The organism is Rhodococcus sp. NPDC019647 (assembly GCF_044389235.1).
GTDB lineage: Bacteria > Actinomycetota > Actinomycetes > Mycobacteriales > Mycobacteriaceae > Rhodococcus_F > Rhodococcus_F oxybenzonivorans.
This window is the reverse complement of record NZ_JBIRXS010000044.1, coordinates 19,662-43,486: the sequence shown is the minus strand read 5'-3', so window position 1 is coordinate 43,486 and position 23,825 is coordinate 19,662. Positions and strand designations below refer to the sequence as shown.

General features: G+C 64.2%; 24 protein-coding genes and 1 pseudogene. 13 read left to right on the top strand and 12 right to left on the bottom strand.

The window, feature by feature from the left end; all coding sequences use genetic code 11:
* Nucleotides 1–310 precede the first annotated feature (310 nt).
* The 3 genes from ACH49N_RS36740 (at nt 311) to ACH49N_RS36730 (ending at nt 3,329) form a co-directional block, all read left to right on the top strand.
* A complete protein-coding gene (locus ACH49N_RS36740; protein WP_358277988.1) occupies nt 311–868 on the top strand; it encodes a chromate resistance protein ChrB domain-containing protein in 558 nt (185 codons plus the stop codon).
* An 84-nt stretch (nt 869–952) separates the two neighbouring features.
* Nucleotides 953–2,437, top strand: coding sequence for a CoA-acylating methylmalonate-semialdehyde dehydrogenase (locus ACH49N_RS36735; RefSeq protein WP_358277986.1), 1,485 nt, complete (start codon nt 953–955; stop codon nt 2,435–2,437).
* Between the two features lie 52 nt (nt 2,438–2,489).
* Entirely contained in the window at nt 2,490–3,329 is an 840-nt protein-coding gene (locus ACH49N_RS36730) for a fumarylacetoacetate hydrolase family protein (RefSeq protein ID WP_317612811.1), read from the top strand.
* A gap of 194 nt (nt 3,330–3,523) precedes the next feature.
* Here ACH49N_RS36730 and ACH49N_RS36725 read toward each other — a convergent pair.
* The 6 genes and pseudogenes from ACH49N_RS36725 to ACH49N_RS36700 form a co-directional block, all read right to left on the bottom strand.
* Nucleotides 3,524–3,708: pseudogene (locus ACH49N_RS36725) on the bottom strand (IS481 family transposase); the annotation flags it as partial.
* Nucleotides 3,709–3,985: 277 nt separating this feature from the next.
* The gene (locus tag ACH49N_RS36720) at nt 3,986–5,353 is read right to left on the bottom strand and encodes an FAD-dependent oxidoreductase (protein WP_358277984.1); all 1,368 of its coding nucleotides are present in this window, start codon (nt 5,351–5,353) and stop codon (nt 3,986–3,988) included.
* Between the two features lie 8 nt (nt 5,354–5,361).
* A complete protein-coding gene (locus ACH49N_RS36715; protein WP_317612813.1) occupies nt 5,362–5,658 on the bottom strand; it encodes a hypothetical protein in 297 nt (98 codons plus the stop codon).
* Between the two features lie 14 nt (nt 5,659–5,672).
* Nucleotides 5,673–5,939, bottom strand: a complete 267-nt coding sequence (locus ACH49N_RS36710) for a 4Fe-4S binding protein (RefSeq protein ID WP_358277982.1) — start codon at nt 5,937–5,939, stop codon at nt 5,673–5,675.
* A 207-nt stretch (nt 5,940–6,146) separates the two neighbouring features.
* On the bottom strand, nt 6,147–7,400 hold the full coding sequence (locus tag ACH49N_RS36705) for a cytochrome P450 (RefSeq protein WP_358277980.1): 1,254 nt from the start codon (nt 7,398–7,400) through the stop codon (nt 6,147–6,149).
* A gap of 390 nt (nt 7,401–7,790) precedes the next feature.
* A complete protein-coding gene (locus ACH49N_RS36700; protein ID WP_358277978.1) occupies nt 7,791–8,813 on the bottom strand; it encodes a phosphotransferase in 1,023 nt (340 codons plus the stop codon).
* 440 nt (nt 8,814–9,253) lie between these two features.
* Here ACH49N_RS36700 and ACH49N_RS36695 point away from each other — a divergent pair, with 440 nt between their 5' ends.
* The 5 genes from ACH49N_RS36695 (at nt 9,254) to ACH49N_RS36675 (ending at nt 14,126) form a co-directional block, all read left to right on the top strand.
* Entirely contained in the window at nt 9,254–10,111 is an 858-nt protein-coding gene (locus ACH49N_RS36695) for a fumarylacetoacetate hydrolase family protein (protein ID WP_358277976.1), read from the top strand.
* Complete coding sequence (locus ACH49N_RS36690) at nt 10,108–11,115, top strand: C-terminal binding protein (RefSeq protein WP_358277974.1); 1,008 nt, start codon at nt 10,108–10,110, stop codon at nt 11,113–11,115. The genes ACH49N_RS36695 and ACH49N_RS36690 overlap by 4 nt, the downstream gene beginning before the upstream one ends.
* An 83-nt stretch (nt 11,116–11,198) precedes the next feature.
* Complete coding sequence (eno, locus tag ACH49N_RS36685) at nt 11,199–12,500, top strand: phosphopyruvate hydratase (protein WP_358277972.1); 1,302 nt, start codon at nt 11,199–11,201, stop codon at nt 12,498–12,500.
* Between the two features lie 73 nt (nt 12,501–12,573).
* Complete coding sequence (locus tag ACH49N_RS36680; RefSeq protein WP_358277970.1) at nt 12,574–12,897, top strand: 2Fe-2S iron-sulfur cluster-binding protein; 324 nt, start codon at nt 12,574–12,576, stop codon at nt 12,895–12,897.
* On the top strand, nt 12,894–14,126 hold the full coding sequence (locus tag ACH49N_RS36675; protein WP_358277968.1) for an FAD-dependent oxidoreductase: 1,233 nt from the start codon (nt 12,894–12,896) through the stop codon (nt 14,124–14,126). The genes ACH49N_RS36680 and ACH49N_RS36675 overlap by 4 nt, the downstream gene beginning before the upstream one ends.
* Nucleotides 14,127–14,129: 3 nt before the next feature.
* Here ACH49N_RS36675 and ACH49N_RS36670 read toward each other — a convergent pair whose 3' ends face one another.
* The gene (locus ACH49N_RS36670) at nt 14,130–14,882 is read right to left on the bottom strand and encodes an SDR family NAD(P)-dependent oxidoreductase (protein WP_358277966.1); all 753 of its coding nucleotides are present in this window, start codon (nt 14,880–14,882) and stop codon (nt 14,130–14,132) included.
* Between the two features lie 304 nt (nt 14,883–15,186).
* Between ACH49N_RS36670 and ACH49N_RS36665 the strand changes: the two genes are divergently transcribed.
* Together ACH49N_RS36665 and zwf are read left to right on the top strand one after the other, a co-directional pair.
* A complete protein-coding gene (locus tag ACH49N_RS36665) occupies nt 15,187–15,672 on the top strand; it encodes a hypothetical protein (protein WP_358277964.1) in 486 nt (161 codons plus the stop codon).
* Nucleotides 15,673–15,828: 156 nt separating this feature from the next.
* On the top strand, nt 15,829–17,367 hold the full coding sequence (zwf, locus tag ACH49N_RS36660) for a glucose-6-phosphate dehydrogenase (protein ID WP_358277962.1): 1,539 nt from the start codon (nt 15,829–15,831) through the stop codon (nt 17,365–17,367).
* 176 nt (nt 17,368–17,543) lie between these two features.
* Here zwf and hxlA read toward each other — a convergent pair whose 3' ends face one another.
* Both hxlA and hxlB read right to left on the bottom strand, forming a co-directional pair.
* Nucleotides 17,544–18,173, bottom strand: coding sequence for a 3-hexulose-6-phosphate synthase (hxlA, locus tag ACH49N_RS36655; protein ID WP_109334663.1), 630 nt, complete (start codon nt 18,171–18,173; stop codon nt 17,544–17,546).
* A 56-nt stretch (nt 18,174–18,229) separates the two neighbouring features.
* Complete coding sequence (gene hxlB / locus ACH49N_RS36650; RefSeq protein WP_358277960.1) at nt 18,230–18,811, bottom strand: 6-phospho-3-hexuloisomerase; 582 nt, start codon at nt 18,809–18,811, stop codon at nt 18,230–18,232.
* Nucleotides 18,812–19,003: 192 nt separating this feature from the next.
* Here hxlB and ACH49N_RS36645 point away from each other — a divergent pair, with 192 nt between their 5' ends.
* On the top strand, nt 19,004–20,260 hold the full coding sequence (locus tag ACH49N_RS36645; protein ID WP_358277992.1) for a LuxR C-terminal-related transcriptional regulator: 1,257 nt from the start codon (nt 19,004–19,006) through the stop codon (nt 20,258–20,260).
* Here ACH49N_RS36645 and ACH49N_RS36640 read toward each other — a convergent pair.
* Nucleotides 20,244–20,909 carry a TrkA family potassium uptake protein gene (locus ACH49N_RS36640; RefSeq protein ID WP_358277958.1) on the bottom strand — a complete coding sequence of 222 codons (666 nt, stop codon included), beginning with the start codon at nt 20,907–20,909 and terminating at the stop codon, nt 20,244–20,246. The genes ACH49N_RS36645 and ACH49N_RS36640 overlap by 17 nt on opposite strands.
* Nucleotides 20,902–22,278, bottom strand: coding sequence for a potassium transporter TrkG (locus ACH49N_RS36635; RefSeq protein WP_358277956.1), 1,377 nt, complete (start codon nt 22,276–22,278; stop codon nt 20,902–20,904). The genes ACH49N_RS36640 and ACH49N_RS36635 overlap by 8 nt, the downstream gene beginning before the upstream one ends.
* A 156-nt stretch (nt 22,279–22,434) precedes the next feature.
* Between ACH49N_RS36635 and ACH49N_RS36630 the strand changes: the two genes are divergently transcribed.
* On the top strand, nt 22,435–22,764 hold the full coding sequence (locus ACH49N_RS36630; RefSeq protein ID WP_358277954.1) for a metalloregulator ArsR/SmtB family transcription factor: 330 nt from the start codon (nt 22,435–22,437) through the stop codon (nt 22,762–22,764).
* Nucleotides 22,764–23,465, top strand: a complete 702-nt coding sequence (locus tag ACH49N_RS36625; protein WP_358277953.1) for a cation transporter — start codon at nt 22,764–22,766, stop codon at nt 23,463–23,465. Before ACH49N_RS36630 ends, ACH49N_RS36625 begins: the two co-directional genes overlap by 1 nt.
* A gap of 52 nt (nt 23,466–23,517) precedes the next feature.
* Here the strand turns inward: ACH49N_RS36625 and ACH49N_RS36620 are convergent, their stop codons facing one another.
* A complete protein-coding gene (locus ACH49N_RS36620; RefSeq protein WP_358277951.1) occupies nt 23,518–23,817 on the bottom strand; it encodes a hypothetical protein in 300 nt (99 codons plus the stop codon).
* Nucleotides 23,818–23,825 lie beyond the last annotated feature (8 nt).

Below are 23,825 nucleotides of genomic sequence, written 5' to 3'. Positions count from 1 at the left end.
TCAATCCCTTCTAGCCCAAGGGTTGAGGCCATTGTCCCGTTTCAGGACTGGCTGATCACGCACCGCCACACCCCGACTTTTTCAGGTCGAAGTAGTTAACCAGATCACAATACCTCTTGTGGACTGCCAGTCCAATCGAGTGAGCCCTCCGAAGCCGCCCCGCTCTCGCGGTCCAAATTCGCGTCAAATTCTGGGCCCGAGGTACAGGACGTGCGTCGTTGTGCTCCCGTTAACTGTCCAATGTGCCGCCGACTGTGACCGAGCGCACGTAAACATACAAACTTCTTCTTCGATCGAAAGGTAGTTCCTGATGCTGTGGGTAACCCGTCCCCGTCTCCATCTCGACCGCGTCGCCTCGCCCTGGCTCGTCGACCGATTCGTTGATGCAGACGCAAAATTCGATTTCGTCGACGAGGGGGAGGACGTCCCTGCCGACGCGATCGCCCTGACGATTCCCGGCGCCGAACTCGGCCCCCTAGACGCCGACGGATCGACCTTCCGCAAGATTCTCCGCAAGTATTCGATAACCGATCCCGTACTGGTGAAGATGGCAGACTGCGTCGAGGCGGGTATTGCAATCTCCTTACAGAAGGATCTACCGCAATCCTCGCAGAAGGATTTGCCGCCGCTCTCGGAAGATTTGCTCCAGCACGCCGCGTCCTTAGCCTTCTTCGCGGAAGGAATGGCCGTCCTTTATCCCGACGATCACGAGAATCTGAGGCAGAGCTTCCCCTTCTACGATGCGCTCTACATCAGCATGTGGGCGAACTACGGCGAAGGAGCGCCCGGATTCCCGGAGCACCCGCGGAAGCGAATCGACCAGATTCAAGAGGCCCGCGACTGGACGGCCTTCTTCGGGAAGAAGTAGTCCCGGAGCTGAAAAGTACTGTAGCGCAATACCGTGCTTGCGGCTGTCGCCAGATAATATTTCCACAGAACCGGAAGGGTCGTTGTGACCACTACTATTCCCCATTGGATCGAGGGTCGGCCGCATGTGTCGGCGGGTGATCGGTTGCCGGTGGTCGATCCGGCGACCGGTGCCGTGTTGGCGGCGGTCGCGTTGGCGGACGAGGACACCGTCAAGCAGGCCGTGGCGTCGGCGGTGGCCGCGTTCCCGGCCTGGCGTGATCTGCCCTCGGCCCGCCGCGCGCAGGTGCTCTACACCTTCCGGGATCTGATCCGCCGCCATCAGGACGAGCTGGCCGAGTTGATCACCGCCCAGCACGGCAAGACCCTCGACGACGCCCGCGGCGAGGTGGCCCGGGGCCTGGACTCGGTCGAACTCGCCTGCGGGGTACCCGGATTACTCAAGGGGGAGATGAGTGAGCAGACCGGCCGCGGGATCGACACCTTCTCCACCCTGCACCCGCTCGGGGTGGTGTTGGGAATCACCCCGTTCAACTTCCCGGTGATGATCCCGCTGATGATGGCCGCCGTCGCGATCGCCGCCGGGAACACCTTCATCCTCAAGCCCAGCGAACAGGACCCGGGCCCGGCGCTGCGGATCGCCGAACTCGCCCAGGAAGCCGGCCTGCCCGACGGTGTGCTCACGGTGATCCACGGCCGGCAGCAGGTCGTCGAATCGCTGATCGATCACCCGGAGGTCGCCGCGGTCTCGTTCGTCGGCTCGACCCCGATCGCGCACAGCATCTACAAACGGGCCGCGAACGCCGGCAAACGGGTCCAGGCGTTCGGTGGGGCGAAGAACCACCTGGTCGTGATGCCCGACGCCCCGATCGCGGCGGCCGCGGACGCGATTTCCTCGGCCGGGTTCGGTGCCGCCGGGCAGCGGTGCATGGCGATCTCGGTGGCTGTGGCGGTCGGCGGGGTCGGTGACGAGTTGGTCGCTGCGTTGTCCGAGCGGGCGAACGCGGTCGTCGTCGGACCGGGCAACGACCCCAGATCCGAGATCGGGCCGGTCGTCTCTGCCGCCGCCCAGCAACGGATCCGGGGCATCGTCGCGGCCGCACAGCGGGCCGGCGCGACCGTGGTGGTGGACCGCTCGACCGAGGTGGTGCCCGGTTTCGAGGACGGTTTCTACGTTGGCCCCACCCTCGTCGACAATGTTGATCCGACCGCGGAGATTTATCAGGCCGAGGTGTTCGGGCCGGTCGTGGTGGTGGTCCGGGTCGATACCCTCGACGAGGCGTTGGCGCTGATCCATGAGCACGAGTACGGCAACGGGGCGTCGATCTTCACCGCCTCCGGTGGTGCGGCCCGCAAGTTCCAGCGCGAAGCGTCCGCGGGCATGGTCGGGGTCAACGTGCCGATCCCGGTCCCGGTCGCACCGTATTCGGTGGCCGGCTGGAAGAACTCGGTCTTCGGTGACACCGGCCTGAACAACGCCGCCTGGCGGTTCTACACCCAACCGAAGTACGTCACCGCCCGCTGGGACGAAACCGTCACCGGTGTCGACTTCGGCTTCCGCCCCAACTAACCACAACCCCACGACCGGGTCGAACCTCACCCGGTGAAGGAGAACAACTCTCATGCGTTTGATCGGATACCTCGAAAACGGGGTGCGCCATATCGGCGCCGTCGACGGTGACAAGGTTGCCCCGCTGGGCACTGCCGCCAACTTCTACAGCGACACCGCGGCCGCTCTCGCCGCGGAACCAGCCGGCCCGAGTCTCAATCTGGCCGACCTCGAGCAGGCCCCCGCCGTGCCGGAGACCGCCCGGGTGTTCATCCTCGGAATCAACTACCTCTCCCACGCCGAGGAATCGAAGCGTCTCGGAGACCTCGACCTCCCGAAGCATCCATTCGTGATCGGACGATTCGGCTCCACCCTCGTCGCCGACGGTACCGAAATTCCGGTCCCCCTCAACGAGGGGCTCGACTGGGAATGCGAGCTCGCCGCCGTCATCGGCGAGAAGATCTGGGCTGCAACCGCAGACAACGCCCAGCAACACGTGCTCGGCTATACCGGGTTCAATGACGTCACCGCCCGCGCCAAGCAGCTCGAAACACCGAGCATGACTCTCGGAAAGAACCCCGACAAGTCGGCGCCGATCGGTCCTGTGATCGTCACCGCTGACGAACTGCCCGACCCGACCGGCCTGCGCGTGCAGACCCGAGTCAACGGCGTGACCAAGCAGGATGGCAACACTCGGGACCTGCTGTTCTCGGTGGGGCAGATCATCGAGTACATCACCGACACCATTACGTTGCTTCCGGGCGATGTCATCGCTACCGGCACGCCCACCGGCGTCGGAGCCGGTCGCACTCCTCCGGAGTCGCTGCACCCCGGTGACGTCGTCGAGGTCGAAGTCGAGAACATCGGAATCCTCCGCAACACCATCGTCGACCGGAGCAAGTCACAGAAATAACAGACCTCGTCCCACGGGTCGAGACACGAGAGATCCGACCCGTGGGACGAACACCACCCGCGAACACGGCCTGCCCCCGAATCGATCGGTGGCAGGCCGTTTCTTGCTGCCTCCGACTCGACGGTCCAGCCCATTCTCTCGGCGAGGACCTGGCCCTGGACAAGGCCACCGGGCCGCTCCTGCTCGATGCGGCGCCGGCGGGTCAACCGCAACTGATGATTCGGTGTTCGATTCGTCCGGGTCCGGTGCTTGCACGTGCGCGGCTGGCTCGAGACGTCGTTCATCGCCGCGGAGCCACCGGCGCGGTGACGATCCGCCATTTCTTCGCTGTGGCCGGTGAGCACCGAAATCGTTCAGCGGCTCGGTGCAACGCCACACCGATACCCGACCTCCACACCTACTTCACGACGCACGCCGTCCACGACCTGTCTCAAAATTGCAGAATCGACCGGAAGCTTCTTCCGCCAGAGGCAGTTGCAGGACACATCCCGCCTTCGGGATGGCCCAGTCGGCGAAGCCGTCGACACCGGTTCGGTAGTCACGCTTCGCAGACAACGAGCTGCGCCGGGGCCTGGCCGGGTGGCCGGGCCCCGGCGCAGCGGGGATAGGACAGGTTCTTCACGCTCAGTAGTTCGTGGTGCCTCGCGTCGCAGTGGCTACTTCTGTGCGGACACACGCATGGCGTGAGCGGCCTCGAGCAGCTCGGGAATGGTGCAGAGTTTGACCCTTGGGCGGCCGGATCTCTTACCGACCTCGAGTTCGTACTCGTTGATCGCATTCCAATGCTCCGCAAGCACTACCTGAGGGTGTCGGTTCACAGAGACAGCGTTCGGTCGGTAGTCCGAATCACGGCGAGATTCTTTGACAAGGTCAGCGATGTCGCGGACGACGGTGTCCACGGTGTCCTGGGCGCACTTCTTGTTGGTTCCGATGATTCCCGACGGACCACGCTTGATCCAGCCGACGACGTACTCTCGGTCTCCGCCGACAACGCGGCCGTCCTCGTTCGGGATGACACCGCGCTGCTCATCGAACGGAACGTTGTCGAGACGGGACCCGCGATAACCGATCGCACGAATCACCAATCCCGCTTCGACGGTTTCCCGTTCACCGCTGTCGACAGCTTTCACTCCGTTCGTGCTGTCGACGCGTAATTCGTTACGCGCGAGCACCACGTTCTCGACACGCGTATCGCCGCGAAGTTCGAGCGGAGAGCGACGGAATCGAAGTGCGATCCGTTTCGTCTGCTCAGGTGACCGATCTCGTCCCGCCAGATCCCGCAGGGCCTCGATATTGAGGCGGACGATCGACCCAGCCGCATCGAGATCTTCCTCGGTGATGTCCTCGAGATCCGCTGGGTCGATGTCGACGTACACCCCACTGAGCTCTCCGAGTTCCCGCAGTTCGGCGGGTGTGAAGGTTGCTTGCAGAGGGCCACGGCGACCCAGCACTGTCACATCGTGAATGCTGTTCGATTCGAGCGCTTCGAGAGCGTGATCGGCGATGTCGGTTGCACGAAGATCTGCCGGTGACATCGCGAGCATGCGAGCGACGTCCAAGGCGACGTTGCCGTTGCCGAAGATCACGGCGCGTTCGGCGGAGAGGTCGACAGGAGCCGATACGAAATCGGGGTGGCCGTTGTACCATCCGACCACATCTGTCGCGGCCACGCTTCCGGCCAGTTCCTCCCCCGGGATACCCAGCCGTCTGTCTTCCTGTGCACCGACGGCGTAGATGACCGCATCGTATTGATCGAGCAGGGTTCCGCGGGTGATGTCCTTGCCCAGTTCGACGTTACCGAAGAACCGGAATCGCTCGTGATCTGCCGTCTTCGCGAACACGGCACTCACCATCTTGATCTTGGGATGATCTGGGGCGACACCGGACCGCACCAATCCCCAGGGGGTGGGCAGCCGCTCGAACATGTCGACGTGCACTTCGACGTCTTTCAGTTTGAGCAACGCAGCTGCGGAGAAGAATCCGGCCGGACCGGATCCGACGATGGCGACGTAGAAAGGAGGCATGTCGGTTCTCATTCCACCGGCGCGGCTGCGGTGACGACGTAGCGATCCCCACGCAGTTCCCACGTGGCACGGACGACGATGCTCCCGGAACTTCCGATATACCGGGTGTCGGTCGTTCCGCCGTTGGCTTCCGCGGTCAGAGAGGACAACTCGGCACTGGAAAGGTTCTGGGGCATGGCTGCAACCATGGCCGGAATGTGCTCGTGCAGGCTTGAATCCAGATCGGACACAACCGAGTCGACATCGCCGGCAACGACCGCGGCGGCATGCTTCTCTGCTGTTTCTCGTAGCTTCACTTCACTCATCAGCTGGGGTCCCTTCAGGACTTCGACAGGAAATAGTCGGCGTTGGCGGCGATGTCACCGGTGTACTCCTCAGGGACGTCTTCGTCCGCGAAGATCGCATCGTTGGGGCATGCGGGCATGCATGCCCCGCACTCGATGCAGGTGTCGGGGTCGATGTAGAGCTGATCGACCTGACCGAATTCCTCGTCCTCAGGGAGAGGCTTGATGCAATCAACCGGGCATACCGCGACGCACGAAGAATCCTTGATACCGACGCATCGCTGGGTGATTACGTACGTCATCAGAACTGGCCTTTCTTTGTTGAAAGCTACTCGAGAAACTCGGTCGGTTCGAGCGAACTCCGACGAGGATTCAAGCAATGTCGGTGGAAATGTGGCCCGGGCGCGGATGCGCAGAGTGGGCTGTGGTCTGGTGGCCGCCGTCCCATGTGGGTTCATGTACCGGCGGGACGGCGGCCGGGTGGGGCGCGAGGGGCGAGGCCTGCGCGGTCAGAGCCGAACCGGCAAGGTCTCCAAGCCACGAACCTGCACGTGGCCGGCGCGAAGGCGAGCAGGCTCGTCGCCGGCGCTGAAGTCGGGGTAACGAGTCAGGAACTTGGTGAAGAAGACTTCACCTTCGAGTCGCGCCAGGGGGGCCCCGACACAACTGTGGATTCCCTGGTTGAACGTCATGTGCGGATTGGGTGCCCGCTCGATACGGAACTCATCCGGGGCATCGAATCGCCGCGGGTCGCGATTGGCCGCTCCGAGCACCTGGAACACGAACGCGCCTTCGGGGATCTCGGTCTCGCCCAAAGTCGTCGCCTCGCGGGCAAGACGCGGAGGTGGCATATCGATCGGCGTATCGAGTCGCAGTGTCTCGTTGATGAAGGCACTGACCAGGGTCAGGTCCTTCTGTAGCAAGGCCCGCTGACCGGGGTACTGGAGGAGGTGATAGATGCCGCCGGACAGCATGTTGACGGTCGTCTCGTTTCCTGCGGCGAGGAGGAACACCAACTGGGACAGCAGATCCGCGGCGTCGAGGTTCTCCCCTTCCTCGGTCTCTTGTTCGAGGACGAGCGAGATGAGGTCGTCGGTGGGCTGTGCGCGACGTGCGGCGATGACGCTGTCGATGCTGTCGACCATCCGGAGGGCGTCGCGAATCGCCTTGTCGCGCGCGTCACCGAGGATGGTCGGATCGAATGTAGAGGCCAGGCCCGCAGATCCCGCCCTGATCATGGGACGGTCGACGTGCTCGACACCGAGCACTGCGCAGATGGCCTCGACGGGGACGTCGATGCTCAGCTGCTCGACGAAATCGACACTCTGACCGGGAGCGAACTGGTCCAGGAGCTCGTCGACCGCGCGCTCGACCGTGGGCCGCCAACGGTTGACAGCATTCGGGGTGAACGCCTTGCGCACCACACTGCGCAGCGCGGTATGGCGCGGTGCGTCGTTGAAGGCCATCAGGCGCCGTGAGAAGTCGATGAACCGGACGTGTTCCGGGTCGTTGGGGTCATGGATCCCCATTGGTGCCTGGTCGAAGAAATCGCTACTGAAGATTCCATCGTGACGGGCGATGGTCTGCGCGTCGTCGTAGCGGAACGCGAACCATGCTTGGGCAGGAGGGAAGTAGTGCACTCCATCGCCCAATTCACGCAGCTCGTCGTAGAGCGGAGCGGGATCTTCCGGCTTGCCCGCAAAAATTTCGGAGATCAGCTCGATTGCGCGAGCCGACACGTCGGTAACTTCGGCATTTGTCATTGTCTTCCTCCTGTAGGTTCTCAACAGCGAAGCGTGGACTCACACCGTCAAACAGATGTATTGGCTGAAGGGTTGTTCGGGTTTCCGGATTCAACGTCTTCCGGACTCGAATCGCGGCGCTCCGAGGATTCCGATATCGCTACCTCGGTGGATTCAACGCCGTCCACCTCGACTGGTTTGTAAGTTGAGTCACTTTGGCAAGCTGGTGTGTTGTCCGTCATAGGCTATTCGGGATGTGTCTCAGCAGCTTGGTCGGCGGGCCTAAATCTCACCGGCCGGTTTGCACCCGACCTCGTGGTCCCGATCCGCTTCAGCAGAGGACAGCCCCCACGACGAGTCCACGGCCATTACGAGAAACCGGTGACCCCGCCGGGGGGTGTGGCCAGGATGTCAGCCGAGCGCCCATAGCTTCTCGAACCGAGGCGTTGCGGAGTTCAGCACATCGAGTGCGATGGCCCGACCACGAGAGCGTGCCGAATCGTCGAGGTAGGGCGCCGGCGACTTCCCATCGATACGGGCGAGCAGCAGACACGCGATCTGCAGGGTGAGGTACTCCTCGTCTGCCACCGCGATCGAGTTCTTCACCGCACGCGTGTACGCGCCGAGGAAGCTCTCCCCGGTGCGTCGGTACTGCGGCCGGGATTCGGGGCGATACAGCGCCTTGCAGAGAAGGTGAGTGATTGGAAACGCGAGGTCGAAAGTCGGATCGCCGATGTGCGCGACCTCCCAATCGATCACCCAGGGGTTCGCGCTACCGATGAGCACATTCTTGGGCGAGAAGTCCCCGTGAACCAGGCAGGTCTTGGTGTCGAGCATGCGGTCGACAACGGCGTCGACAGTCCCACGGACGCCGGCGTGCTGGGTTCCGACCCACCGATAGAAGGGGTCCACTCGCAACTCGACGAACGCCTCCGTGTCGCCGAAACTGTCCGCGAGTGCGGCATCGTGTGCCGTCACCCGATGCCAGCGCGCCAGAACCTCACCGAGTTTCGTGGCGATCGCGTCGTCGACGATCCCCGACATGAGATCGCTCTTCCATTCGTAGCTCGATCGCGGCGCGCGGCCGATGACCATGAGGTGACGGACCTCGTCGAACGCCAGGACAGGGGGCACGTTGTCCGGGAGGATGGCGCCAGCGGTTTGGAGCGCCTTCGCCTCGGTAATGATGCGGTCGGGCGATGCAAACCACTCGGCTTCGACCCGAAGCTTCGGTAGCGCCTGCTTGACGACGACGTCGACTCCGGGCGCCGTAATCGCGAGGACGTCGTTCGATACCCCACCGCTCAAAGAACTCGCGACGACAGACGACTCGTCATCAATGATTCTGGTCTCTACCAGGTATTCCAGTATGTGAGCGGGCGGTTGCGTTGCCGACTCACTGTCGAGTCGCCCGGTCACTTCATCGGTCGTCATCTGAGTTACCCGCCTCGTGAGGTTGCGCAATGTGGACGCGACCGAGAGCGTCCGAACACAAACCTCTGAGCCAGCTGCGGAGATGGATCGGTAGCCTCTGGAGCCGGCCCGGCCGGTCTCTCATCGGGTGGACCAAGGGTTTGTGCCGACGGATATTCTCGGTCACGGTGGCCTGTTTCACATGACAGTTAACGGGAGACCGAGCGGGCACGTCCTGTGCTCGAGGTCCACATTCTCCTTCCTCGTTGGACCGGTGGGACGACCGCGCAGCGGAATGTGTTCACCTTTGGGCCGTCGGTCCAGGGCTGGCGTTGTGCTCTAGTTAACGGGAACAAGCGCCCAGTGATGTCAATCACGCACGATGAATCCCGTAGAGATCCCCGTTCCGGGAAATCTGCCCGACCGCGAGCCCACTCGTTCCAGCCACAGGAGATTTCACTATGCGCATCGCCAACCACGACGACCGTTTAGTCCTGGTCGACGAGGGAAGATACCTTGATGTTGCGAAGGTCAGCGATGGGCTGTTCTCCTCGGACATCGCCTTGATCTATGAGCGCTGGGACGAGTTCCGCAAGTGGGCTGAAGGACAAGACTTTGCCGACGCTCCCCCCCTCCTCGATGGCAGACTCGGCGCGCCAAATCCCAAACCACCCCAGACATTCGGTATCGGCACGAACTATCGTGGATACATCGAAGCAGTCGGGTGGCCTACGCCTGAAGTGCCCCTGGTGTTCACCAAATACCAGAGCGCGATCACCGGACCGGGAGACGTCATCGAACTCTCCGGGTCGCAGGTGGACTGGGAGGTCGAGCTCGTGGTGGTCATCGGCCGGCGTGCGCGTCGGGTCCGGGCCGACAAGGCGTGGGACTATGTTGCCGGCCTGACGGTGGGCCAGGATATTTCGGACCGAGACGCACAGATGAGGCCGAAGACCTTCCCTCAATTCAGCCTCGGAAAATCATTCCCCGGCTATGCACCGATCGGCCCCTGCCTCGTCACACCCGACGAGTTCGACAATCCCGACGAGATCGAACTCGGTTGCCTTCTCAACGGGCAGGAAGTTCAGCGCAGCACCACCGGCGACCTGATCTTCACAGTTCCGCAGCTGATCGAGTACCTCTCGGGCATGCTCACTCTGTTGCCCGGCGACCTGATCTTCACCGGCACGCCGGCGGGGGTGGGAAGCGTCATGGATCCGCCTCGTTTCCTCACCTCGACCGACGTAGTCACGAGCTGGATTACCGGAATCGGCCAAATGACTCACACCTTCACCCGCGGCCCGGTGATGTCGGCATGAGCGTGCGAGTGCTGGTCACCGATTACGCGTGGCCGTCCTTGGACATCGAACGAGCAATTCTGTCCGAGATCGATGCGGAACTCATCGTCGCCGAAACCGGGCTCGAGGACGAACTCATCTCCCTTGCTCCCGACGTCGACGCCATCTTGACGTGCTGGAAACCGGTGACCGCCGGGGTGCTACAGGCGGCCGCGAACTGCCGGACGGTTGCACGCTATGGCGTCGGACTCGACAACATCGACATACGAGCAGCAACCGAGCTGGGGATCCTCGTCAGCAACGTCCCCGACTTCTGCAGTGACGAAGTGGCCGACCACACCCTCGCCTTGATTCTCTCTCAGGCGCGGCATATCCCTGCATACGACAGACAGGTTTCCCGCGGCGGTTGGGATAACAAGGAATTCGGATCGATGCACAGGCTGCGCGGTCGGGTTCTCGGGCTCGTCGGCTACGGAAGTATCGCTCGTGGTGTGGCGGCGCGGGCATTGGCCTTCGGTATGGATGTGGTGGCTTTCAGCCCATCACGCGTCGGAGCACCGGGAGATGGTTCGGTGCGCTTCGCCGACAGCCTCGACTCGCTCCTTCGAGAGGCGGACATCGTCTCGCTCCATCTGCCCGCGACACCGGCAACCGACAAGTTCATCGGCGCTGAAGAACTGGCCGCTTTCAAACCCGGAGCTTGCCTGGTCAACACCTCGCGCGGCGCTCTGATCGACGAAGACGCGCTCGTCGCAGCGTTGAACAACCACCAACTCCACGGTGCCGCACTGGACGTACTGGTGAGCGAACCACCGCTCCCGACGCATCCCTTGCGCCAGCTCCCCAACACCATCTTGACCCCCCATGCCGCGTTCATGTCGGAGGAGTCCGTCACCGAGTTGCAGCAGAAGGCAGCCCGGAACGTCACCACCGTGTTGCGCGGCGAAATCCCCGAAACAACAGTCAACGGCGAAGTACTGCAATCACCATCCCTGCGGGTGCCCCTGCGCACCGCGCGCGGGTGATCTCACACCACCCCACGCTTGCATCATCGTAGAAAATCACACTCTCGGTTCGTCGCGAACCACGAGCAATGAAGGAATCCTCCGTGAACAACACTGACATCAGCGAACTCTTCGCATGGGAAGCGCTGGACTCCCGAGGAACACCCACCGTTGCCTGCGAGGTGGTTCTCGCGGGCGGTGGACGTGGAACAGCGATTGTTCCGTCCGGCGCATCGACGGGAACCCACGAAGCAGTCGAATTACGTGATGGCGGAGACCGATACGGCGGTCGGGGAGTGAGTGCTGCCGTCGCCAATGTCGTCGGCCCACTCGCCGACGCCGTCCGAGGTCGCGATGCCACCGACCAGGCAGACATCGATGCAGCGCTACGTTGGGCCGATGGCACTGCCGATCTTTCTGCACTGGGCGCCAATGCAGCTCTCGCGATCTCCATTGCGAATGTGAAGGCCGCCGCCGATGCCGCAGGCGAACCCCTGTACTCCTACGTCGCCGACGGCGGCGCCGAGCCCCTGCTGCCCCTGCCTATGGTGAATATCATCTCCGGTGGTGCACACGCCGGTCGGGCGATCGACGTGCAGGATTTCCTCGTGGTTCCGGTCGGTGCAAGCAGCTTCACCGAAGCGATCGACGTCGCCTGGCGAGTACGCCGCGGTACCGCCGCAGTCGCCGAGGAGCGGGGATACAACGTTGCCCTCGTCGCCGATGAGGGTGGTATCGCCGCTCCATTGCCCTCGAACCGATCCGCGTTGGAGCTTCTTGCAGCAGGAATCGAACGCGCGGGGCTTCAACCGGGAATCGATGCCGCCATCGCCATCGACGTCGCGGCCACCGAGTTCTACGACGCGCAGAAGTGCCGCTACGAGCTGGCGTCCGAAGGCCGGGCGCTCACGTCCGACGAACTCGTCGAAGAGCTTCGGAGTTGGTGCGCAGACTTCCCCATTGTGTCGATCGAAGACGTTCTCGCGGAGGATGACTGGGACAACTGGGCCACAGGCACATCCACGTTGGCCAAAGTGCAGCTCCTCGGTGACGATCTGTTCGTCACCAATTCGACGCGGCTGAGCCGCGGAATCGAGACCGGCGCGGCAAACGCGGTACTCGTGAAGCCGAACCAGGTGGGAACACTGTCGGACGCCCGCGAGGTTGTGCGCGCCGCCCAGAGTGCCCGATACGCCACCGTGCTGTCCGCCCGATCCGGTGAGACCGAGGATTCCTGGCTGGCCGATCTTGCAGTTGGCTGGCGGACGGGACAGATCAAGGTCGGCTCCACGATGCGTTCCGAGCGCACCGCGAAATGGAATCGCTTGCTCGAAATCGAAGCACGCCTCGGCGCCCGGGCCGGCTACGCAGGCGCCGCGGCACTCTCACCCAACCCGAGTATCTGACAACACCCCCAGGCGCGGCACCGACAGTCACTAGCCGGTGCCGAACCACAACCAGACAGGAGGCCTGATTCGTATGCCCACAGTCACCTTTGTTCAACCTGACGGATCTGCCGTGGAGGTGTCGGCAACTCCGGGGTCGTCGATGATGAATACAGCGGTATCGAACGACGTGCAAGGAATCGTGGCGGACTGCGGCGGTAGCCTCGCGTGCGCGACATGCCATGTCTACGTCGATCCCGCGGACGAAGCAAAATTTCCTCCGGCGTCCGAAGAAGAAATCGAGATGCTCGACGAAGTATTCAGCGTCCGACATGACAACAGTCGGCTCAGCTGCCAACTGAACCTGCCGGATACGTCAGAACCGATCACCGTTACGATCCCCGAGGCGCAGTGGTGAACAACGCCAATGTGGTTATCGTCGGCGCCGGCCACGCCGGCGTGCAGACCGCCGCCTCGCTGCGCGAAATAGGTCACGACGGCCGGATCCTGCTGATCGGCGACGAACCCGACCTTCCCTACCATCGGCCGCCGCTCTCCAAGTCCTTCATCGCGTCGCCGGATGCCGAGCTCGACCCTCTTCGAAGCGAAGAGTTCTTCACCAACAACGACATCGAACTCACGCGGGGGGTGTGTGCGCGGAACCTCGACCCGTGCACACAGCAGTTGGACCTCGACTCGGGCGAGAAGGTCCATTTCGACCACCTGATCCTCGCCCTGGGATCTCGCAACCGCACAGTTCCGATCGACGGCGCAGCTCTCGACGGTGTGGTCGGACTGCGCACCGCCGAAGATGCGCGGTCGGTCCGCGAGCGTATCGGCAGCGCTCAGGACGTCGTCGTGATCGGTGGCGGTTTCATCGGCATGGAGTTCGCGGCGGCCGTGGCGGCAATGGGCAAGACCGTGACGATTTTCGAAGCCGCCCCGCGGACGATGGCGCGAGCGGTCTCGCCTCACACTTCGGCCTATCTCGAAGACACGCACACCGCTGAGGGGGTGTCGATTCGATCCGGAGCCACAGTCTCGCGAATTGAAGGACTCCGTGGGGCGGTCAGCGCCGTCATCACAGGTGATGACAGCCGGATCCCTGCGGACCTTGTACTGGTAGGCGTAGGTGCGCTGCCGAACACCGCGCTGGCGGAGGCCGCCGGCATCGCGACCGGAGCACAGAACTCCGATGGAATCCTCGTCGATGACCACCTGCGGACAAACCACCCGGCGATCTCCGCGATCGGTGACTGCGCCCGCTTTCCCGATGGTTCCACGTTCCGCCGGCTGGAATCCGTGCAAAACGCCGTCGACCAGGCTCGCTGCGTTGCTGCACGAATCACGGGCAGTCCTGAGCCGTACCAGCGTGTGCCGTGGTTCTGGAGCCATCAAGGGAAGGTGAAACTTCAGATTGCAGGCATCGCTGCCGGTGTCGACCACTCCATTGTGCGTGGTGACATCTCGTCCGGACGGTTCTCCATCTTCGGGTATCGCGGAACAGATCTGGTCACAGTGGAGTCGATCAACAAACCTGGCGACCACATGGCGGCCCGACGAATTCTCGAGTTTCGCGGATCGCTGCTGCCCGAGCAGGCGGCCAACCCCGAATTCAGCCTGAAGGAAGTCCGTCCCGTCCAGTAGCGGTCAGTCGTCGCGGTGTATGTGGGTCGAATCTGCCTGCGCCCGTGGACGCATGACAATGTGCTCGAGGGTGACATTCTCGGGGCAGTCCGCAGCGTAGGCAATGACCTCGGCAACGTCCTGCGCGGTCAGCGGGGTAATTCCTTCGTACACTCCGGCTGCCCTGTCGGTGTCACCGTCGAATCTCTTCAATGAGAAGTCGGTCTCGACGATTCCCGGGCTTACCTCAGTGAACCGGATCGGCGTGTCGGCGAGTTCGGCCTCCAGCATGCGGTGCAACACCCGTTCGGAGTGCTTCGCCGAGGTGTACCCGCCCCCGCCGGGATAGATTTCCAGCGCCGCGGTCGACGTCACCGTCACGATCACCCCCCGCTTCGTGGCCAACAGGGCTGGAATCAGGGCTCTGGTCAGGCGCAGGGTCCCGAGGACGTTCGTCTCCCACATCCACCGCCACTCATCGATGTCGGCCTCGGCGATCGTGCTCAGGCCCCGGGCGCCGCCGGCATTGTTCACCAGCACCGACACGTCGTCGATCCGTCCAGCGAAGTCGGAGACCGACTGATCGGAGGTGATGTCGAGCTCGATCGCGGTGCCCCCGATGTCGTCGGCGATCACCTGGCACCGATCCAGCCGCCGGGCACCGAGAACGACGTGGAACCCGCGGGCCGCCAAAGTCCGTGCCGTCGCCTCGCCGATCCCTGAACTGGCGCCAGTGACGACGGCGGTGCGAATGTCGGGTTGACCGTCTGTAGACATGAGCACTCTTTTCGTAGATACGAATGCGTCGATCGGTGTGGGAACCGAATCGGCCACTACGGCAATCTCACCCCACTTGGCCCGATCGCACAATTGGCCTGCCGTCGCAACCGGGGGCGGCCAGTTGGCCTGGCAGCCCAATCTACTGAGGGGGTGAAGGCCCACTGAGTGACAGGCACGGCCGCCATGACACCGGCAGTCCAAAATCGTTGTCGAGAACTGTGCACAGACGCCAAGAGAATATGGCCTAGGTCACACAATATTGGAGTACAGACAGATCCGCCGGTGAAGGAGGACGAGGACCATGAACACCGCGAGCGAACCGTTCTTCAGCTGGACCGCAAGGCGCGTCGTACTTCCCCGCACACTCGTATCCGTCGTGTCGTCGGGCGGGAACGGAGCCGGGAAGGAGCACGACGGGATCACCCTCGATGTCACCGTGCCCCTCGGATCGCGCACCGGGCGCCTGCTGGCCTACCGTGACGCGGAGTGGGACACCGAACTTGTGGTCCTGATGGTCGGTGATGTGATCGGCGCCGACGACGTACCCGTGCGGGTTGTCGACGAGGAAACCGTCCTCATCGAGGGACAGCACAGCACCGATTCGGCCGAAATCTTGGTCGCCGCGAGCATGATTCGAGACGGCTGGGGAACGCGCCGACTCTCACGTCACGACGTCGACCACCAGCTGTGCACCGGTGGACCAGTCAGGGACGCCATCGCGCTTTCCGGGGCCGTGTCCGTCGACAGTGAATGGTGCGAGCCCATCCCCGCCCAGGCTGCGGCCTGATCCCATCCGGCGGCACGACCGCGTTCACCTGACCGGACGGGCAGCCGGCACTGGCCGCTCGGCCAAGTGCATTCCGGCTCGCCGCCTTCGACACTGGTACCTGACGCATTGTCTGAATGCGCCTGTAGTGGAGCGAAAAGACGGAGTGCAGCTGAAGTGACCGTATCTGAAGTGCAGGAGCGGAACCCGCTGGCAGGCGGCGCGGGCGTTGTCGGCGAGGCGTTGATCGGCAACACCGGCCAGGTGGCCGAGCCGGCTTCGATGGTGATCTTCGGGATCACCGGTGATCTCTCGCGCAAGAAGCTGATCCCGGCCATCTACGACCTCGCGCACGGTGGTCAGCTGCCGCCGGACTTCGATCTCGTCGGCTTTGCCCGAAACATCACGGATGTCAAAGCCCGCCTTCGCGAGTCCGTGAGGGAACACGCGCGCACACCGTTCGATCCGGTGGTGTGGGACGAACTGGCCGAACGGATCGACCTGGTACAGGGTTCGTTCGACGATACCGCGGCGTTCGCCCGGCTCGCCGCCCGGCTGGCCGAGCTCGATGTCCGGCACGGCAAACCGAGCAATTACGTATTCTACCTGTCGGTTTCGCCGTCCTTCTTCGAGGCGGTCTGCGACCAACTTGCGATCACCGGACTGAACCGGACTGTGCACGGCTGGCGCCGGGTGGTGGTGGAGAAACCGTTCGGGCACGACCTGGCCAGCTCGCAGGCCCTCGGTGCCGCACTGGAGAGGGTATTTCCGCCGTCGTCGATCTACCGCATCGACCACTACCTGGGAAAGGAGACGGTGCAGAACATCCTCGCACTGCGCTTCGCCAACGGGATGTTCGAGCCGTTGTGGAACAATCGGCACATCGACCATGTGCAGATCACCATGGCCGAGAGTGTCGGAGTCACGGGACGTGCCGGGTACTACGACGGTGTCGGTGCCGCCCGCGACGTCATCCAGAATCACCTGCTGCAACTCTTGGCGTTGATCGCGATGGAAGAACCGGTCGCGTTCGATGCCGACAGCATCGCCGCCGAGAAGATCAAAGTCCTCTCTGCCACCGAACTCCTCGGCCCACTGTCGGAGACGTCGGCCCGCGGCCAGTACGGTGCGGGTATCGAGAAGGGTATTCCTGTAACGGGGTTGGTTGACGAGGCGGGCTTTCCCGCCGACTCGGCGACCGAAACTTTTGCGGCCCTGACGGTCGGTGTCGCGACCCGCCGGTGGGCCGGCGTTCCGTTCTTCATCCGTACCGGGAAACGCCTCGCTCGGCGGACGACTGAAATCGCAGTGACCTTCAGACCGCCCGCACACGGTTCGCCGGCCGCGCGTGCTGCTGCGGTGTCCAATGTGCTCGTCTTCCGGGTACAACCGGACGACGGCATCGAGCTGCACATCGGCGCCAAGCGCCCCGGCGGCGGCATGCACATTCAGCCGGTCAGCCTCGGGATGGACTTCCGGTCGGTGTTCGACCCGGCACCGGAGGCCTACGAACGGCTGATCTGTGACGTGCTGCGTGGAGACGCCACGCTGTTTCCTCGCCGGGAAGAGGTCGAATGGTCCTGGCGGGTCATCGATCCGCTTCTCGACTACTGGGCCGGTGTGGGTCGCCCGGACAACTATCCGTCCGGGACGTACGGCCCGGAGTCGGCGGATCGGATGCTCAGCCGGACCGGCCGGGCGTGGCGGTCGCTCTGACCCGACACGGCAGGGAGGTTCGGCGAGCTGGGACCGATCGAGGGGTTCGGTCCCACCTCGCTCCCGGTCTGGAGCGGGCCCAGTCTCCACACAGGCACACTGCAGCCGACACCGCACCGTCAATAGCGAAGGGCCCCGAACACGATTCGTGTTCGGGGCCCTTCGCGACTGGATGACTACTTGGTGAGTGCGTCCTTGAGCGCCTTCGCGGCCGCGGCCGGGTCCTCGGCGCTGTAGATGGCGCCACCGGCGACGGCGACGTCGGCACCGGCGTCACGGACGGCGGCGATGGTGTCGACCTTCACGCCACCGGCGACGGAGAACGGGACACCGGCGATCTTGCCGTCGTCGAGGAGGGTCTGGATGGAGTATCCGGGCTGGGCCTGCTCGTCGAGACCGGCGTGGATCTCGACGAACGCGACACCGAGCTTGGCGATCTCACGGGCGCGCTCGACCCGGTTCTCGACGCCGATCAGGTCCGCGACGACCTTTTTGCCGTGCTTCTGACCGGCCTCGACCGCACCCTTGATGGTGGCATCACCGGCGGCACCGAGGACGGTGACCAGGTCGGCACCGGCGGAGAACGCCAGGTCGGCCTCGAGGAAACCGGCGTCGGCGGTCTTGAGGTCGGCGAAGACCTCCTTGTCCGGGTGCGCCGCCTTGATCGCGCTGATGGCACTGAGGCCGGCGCTCTTGATCAGCGGGGTGCCGAGTTCGATGATGTCGACGTACGGGGCCACCTTGTGGGTCAGCGCCAGCGCATCAGCAGTGGTGAGCAAATCGACTGCAACCTGCAGCTTCGTCATGTGTTTCTCCTGTTATCCATCTTCGGGGGGTTTGGGGGTTTGGGATCGGGGGATGCTCAGCCGATGTTGGCGTGGCGTTCCCACAGCCGCTCGGCGGTCTGGTCTTCGTTGTCCCACAGCGCCTGGAACAGTGCGTCGAACGCGAGGAGCACGGACTGCTCGAACAGGCTGCCGGCGTATTGGCGGGTGATGGTCGCGCTGTGGTCTTGCTTGTCGGCCGCCGGCAAGACCAGCACCTCGTCGGCACGCCGGGCGAGCGGCGAGTCGGATGCGGTGGTGACGGCCAGGATCGAGGCCCCGACCTTCTTCGCGGTGTCGGCGGCGCCAACCACCGATGCGGTGGTACCCGATCCGGACACGGCGATCAGTACGTCGCCGGCGCCGATCGCGGGGGCCGTGACCTCACCGGCGACGTGCACGCGCAGGCCGAGGTGCATCAGCCGCATGGCCGCCATCTGAATGGCCAGGCCGCTGCGTCCGTTGCCGATCACGAACACCGCCCGAGCGGAGGTGATCAGCGACCCGGCGCGGTCCCATTGTTCCGCCGCGACGGAATTGAGCAGCCGCTCGTTCTCGTCGAGCACGATGCGGCGCCCGTCACTGAACCGTGTGCGTGTCTGCTCGACGGTGACGGTCATGATCCTCCTCGGTGATAGCCGTTCTGTGTGGTGAGCTCGACACTGCCAACTACCGCCTGCTTCGACACCCGGCCGCCCGGCGGGTTCGGGCTGGCCGATTGGCCAGTGCCCACCCGCCCCTACCGTCGATACTGTGAATGCGTGGTAAGCACGGAGGACTCTGTTCGGTTGCAGGCCGACCCCTGGGTGGAGATGCGGAAGGTGATCACGGGACCGCTCCCGGACATCGCGACGCGCTTCTCCCGGTTCCTGGGCCAGTTGTGGCCGCACGAAGCCCTGATCATCTTCACCCGCGAGTGCACCGGGCGTCCCCGCAAAGTAGCCGGTAAGCGCGAGATCGTCGACCGGGTCACCATCGACGAACTCGACGAGATCAAGCACTCTCTCGAACCCGGTGGCGTTTACGACGGCGTCGCCATGCTGGCCGGCGTCCGCCGCCGAGTGTGGGCCATCCGCGACCTCTGCGACACCCTGCTGGTCCTGGTTCCGCGGCCGTCTCAGACGGGTACACCCGACCCCGATGAGGTCGCCGCCGTGTTCGGGATCGTCGCCACGTCGATCCAGCACCAGGTGGCGCAGGCCAGCCCCGACTATCTCGCCGAGTCACGGGCCGCGTCGAGTGAACGTGCCCGCACCATTGCCGAATTGACCGAGGTTCACGAGGCGACCCTCTCCTCGATCCTCGGAACTCTCCGCTCGAATGATCTCGACGACCGCCGCTCGCGGATCACCGCCAGCGAAACAGCCTCGGCCGCCTTGATTTCGCTGCGATCCGCAAGTGCCGCCGACCGCGCCCTGTCCGAGGAAGCGGTCACCACCGCATTCGCCAGACTGCACGGGGAATTACGGCCACTGCTCAAGCACCGCGAGGTCGACGTCGAATACATCGAACCGCCGGCCGACGGCCGTCCACTCCCCGGTGAGGTGGCGCACGCGGCGCGGGCGATGGTCCGGGCCATCGTCCTGGCATTCGTCGCCCAACCGGTACTCACCAGAATGCGGATCGCGTGGGACTGCGACGGCGACAACGTCCTGATCGAGGTCCGCGACCAGGGTCCCGGCAACGTCGACCGAAACGCCCTGACACGGCAGCTGTCCGGGCGCCTGAACACCTTGCGCGGGCGGATCGACATCGAATCCATCCCCGCGTGGGGGAGCCGGGTGACGCTCACCATTCCGTTGGACCCACCCGCCGCCCGACCCGACGAGCACTTACTCTCCACCCTGAACCCGCGTGAACTCGAGGTCCTCGCCCACCTCGCAATGGGCAAACGCAACCGCACCATCGCCGAGGAACTCGGAATCAGTCAGAGCACCATCAAATTCCACGTCGCCAGCGTGCTGAAGAAACTCGACGTCGCCAACCGTGGAGAGGCCGGGGCCATCGGAATACGAGCAGGAATCGTGCCAGGGAACTTACATCCTGCGCCCATCAGGTCAATTCGCTGAATCGTTCGGTGTCCCGCACCTGACCGGAGACGATGATGGTGTCGCCGGGTTCGATGACAGTGTCGGCGGTGGCGTAGGTGAAGCCTTCGCCGGGGCGTTTGATCGCAACGACGGTCACTCCGTACGTGGAGCGGACGGTGGTTTCGCCGAGGGGTGTGCCGATGATCGCCGCGGGTGGGGTGGTTTTGACCATGGCGAAGCCGTCGTCGAATTCGATGTAGTCCATCATCCGACCCCGCACCAGGTGCCCCACCCGCCGGCCCATGTCGTGCTCGGGACGCACAACGTGTTGCACACCGATCTGCCGGAGGATCTTCGCGTGCGCGTTGCTGATCGCCTTCGCCCACACATTCGGTACCGCCAGGTTGATCAACGCCGACGCGGTGAGCAGGCTGGCCTCGAGGTCGGAGCCGATCCCGACCACGGCGCGGTCGTAGTCGTGCACCGACAGTTGGCGCAGTGATTCCTCGTCGGTGGTGTCGGCGACGGCAGCGTGGGTGAGCCGGTGTGAAATCTTCTGCACCACAGCATCACTGGAGTCGATGCCGAGCACCTCGGTGCCCTGATCCATCAGTTCGAGGGCGAGGGACTTGCCGAATCGGCCCAATCCCAGTACCACCACGACGTCGGAGGACGGTTTCCTAGCCAATGAAGGGCCTTTCTTCGGGAAGTTCGTAGCGGCGATCGCGTTGCCGGGCGGCGAGCGCGCTTACCAGGGTGATGGAGCCGATCCGGCCCAAGTACATCAATCCGATCAGAATGAGTTGGCCCCAGACGGGCAGTTGCGCTGTGATGCCGGTGGACAGCCCTACGGTCGCGAACGCGGAGACCACCTCGAACAGCAGCACGTTGAGGTCGAAGGCGGTGCCGGCGAGCAGCACAATGGTCGGAAGCATGACCAGGGCGACGCCGATGAGGGCCACCGACAGGGCCTGGCGCTGCGCCCGCGGTGCGATCCGCCGGTCGAAGATGGTCACCGACCGATCGCCGCGCACCTCTGCCACGATCGCGAACAGCAGCAATGCGAACGTGGTGACTTTGATGCCACCGGCGGTGCCGCCGCTGCCACCGCCGATGAACATCAGCACGTCCGTCACCAGCAGGGTCGCGGGATCCATCTGGGCATAGTCGACGCTGTTGAATCCGGCGGTGCGGGGCATGATGCCTTGGAACGCGGCGACGAGCAGCTTCGCCCCGAGATCGTGCTCGCGGAGGGTGTAACCCCACTCGAACAGCAGCACCAGCGCCGGGCCGATCACCAACAGGATGGCGGTCACCGCGACGGTCAGTTTCGTGTGCAGACTCCACCGGCGGGAGGTGCCGCCCATGCGTCGGCCGACCTCGAAAAGCACCGGGAATCCGATACCACCGAGAATCACCGCGGCCAGCAGCGGCAGACAGATGAACGGGTCGTCGGCGAATCCGATGATGTTGTCGCTGTAGAGCGCGAAGCCGGCGTTGTTGAAGGCCGAGATCGAATGGAAGATCCCGAGCCACAGGGCGCGGCCGGGTGGTTCGTCGTAACCGGTCGCGAACCTGATTGCCAGGCACAGCGCGGTGACGGCTTCGATGAGGATGCTGATTCGGATCACCCCGACGACGACGCTGCGTACGTCGCCCAGACCGGACGCGCGGACCTCGGCGGCGGCGTTGAGCCGGGCGCGAAGCCCGATCCGGTTGGCGAGCATCAGCCCGACCACCGAGGCCATCGTCATGATGCCGAAGCCACCGACCTGGATCAGCCCGAGGATGACCCCCTGCCCGAAACCGGACCAGTGGGTGGGGGTGTCGACCACGATCAGTCCGGTCAGGCACATCGCCGACGTCGCTGTGAACAGGGCCTCGACGAATCCGGTGTCCGCTCCCGATTGGCTCGCCACCGGCAGCAGGAGCAGCCCGGTTCCGAGCGTGATGGCGGCGGCGAATCCTAGGGCCACCACTCGAACTGGGGTCAGAGTCGCCCGTACCCCCGCTCGACGCAGGGGTGCGCTCGGCGACGAGCCGGTGCGTGATGTCACGAACAGCAGGGTAGACCCCGAGGTCACCGCCCGGGTGTTCGAACCTGGGAATCGGCGGTCCTGTAGTGGAGTCGGAAACCGGGTTTCGGCCTGTACACCTCCCGTCACGGCGGTTCAGATTTCCCTGAATACAGAAAGATCTGTATCGTCAGGATCATGGAGACGCTGATTCATCGCGACGCCTTGGCCCGGTTCGGATATGCGCTGTCGGATACCACTCGGACGCAGATTCTGTTGATCCTGCGATCGGGTCCCGGGTATCCGTCTGAGCTGGCCGATCAGATCGGGGTGTCGCGCCAGATTCTGTCGAATCACTTGGCGTGCCTGCGTGGTTGCGGACTGGTCGTCGCGGCACCGGAGGGGCGCCGCACGCGATATGAGCTGGCCGATCCGCGGATCGGGCGCGCGTTGGGTGATTTGATCGGGCTGGTGCTGGCCGTTGATCCATCCTTCTGCCCGGACGCCGGCACCGAGGGGTGCTGCTGATGGCTTCCGAACTGGGATTGCCTGAAGCGGGATCGGCTCTTACGACCGATCGGCGGCGGGTCCTCGGTCGGCGGATCCGCTGGTTCGTGGCGGCGACGATCAGCTACAACGTGGTTGAGGCGATCATCGCGCTCACCGAGGGCACCCGGGTGTCGTCGACCGCACTGATCGGTTTCGGGCTGGACTCGGTCATCGAAGTGTCCTCCGCGGCGGCCGTGGCGTGGCAGTTCGCCGGCCAGGACCCGCAGGCGCGGGAGAAGGTGGCACTGCGGATCATCGCGTTCTCGTTCTTCGGCCTGGCCCTGTACGTCACGGTCGACGCGATCCGATCCCTCTTCGGGATCGGGGAGGCGGGTCATTCGACCGTCGGAATCATCCTGGCTGCAGTCAGTCTCGCGGTCATGCCGGTGCTGTCCTGGGCGCAGCGCCGCGCCGGCCGCGAACTCGGCTCCCTCTCGGCGGTCGCCGACTCGAAACAAACACTGCTGTGTACCTACCTGTCCGCGGTCCTGCTGATCGGCCTTGCACTCAACAGTCTCTTCGGATGGTCCTGGGCCGACCCGATCGCCGCACTCGTGATCGCCACGATTGCGGTGAAGGAAGGGATCAATGCCTGGAAGGGCGATCCCTGCTGCCCCGCACCGGTCACCGCCCGCGGCACCTCCTCCGGCAGCCACGACTGCGATTGTTGTGACGACTGAAAGGACCTGTGATGGCCAGGATTACCCGCGCCGGCCGCAATCTCGAGCTCTGCTACCGCGGCCGGTCGGGCTCTCGATTCTCCTCGTCTGCGGGTGCTTTCAGCAGCCGGTCCAGTTCGCTGCCTGCCTCGTCGTAGCCGGCGTCGGAGATTCGTTGCAGTTCGCGCAGGTCGCCGGCCGACACCGCGCGTCGAGTGAGCAGGAATCCGGCGCGCATGGATCCCTCGTCCAGCAACTCGCTCAGCTCCGTGAGGTCGCCGGCCGCGTCGGCGAGGTCGGCCAACCGGTCCAGAGCGGTCTCGTTGCCCTCGTCGGCCAGCGCCCGCAGGGTCTCCCGATCGATGTTCGCCATGAGGCCAT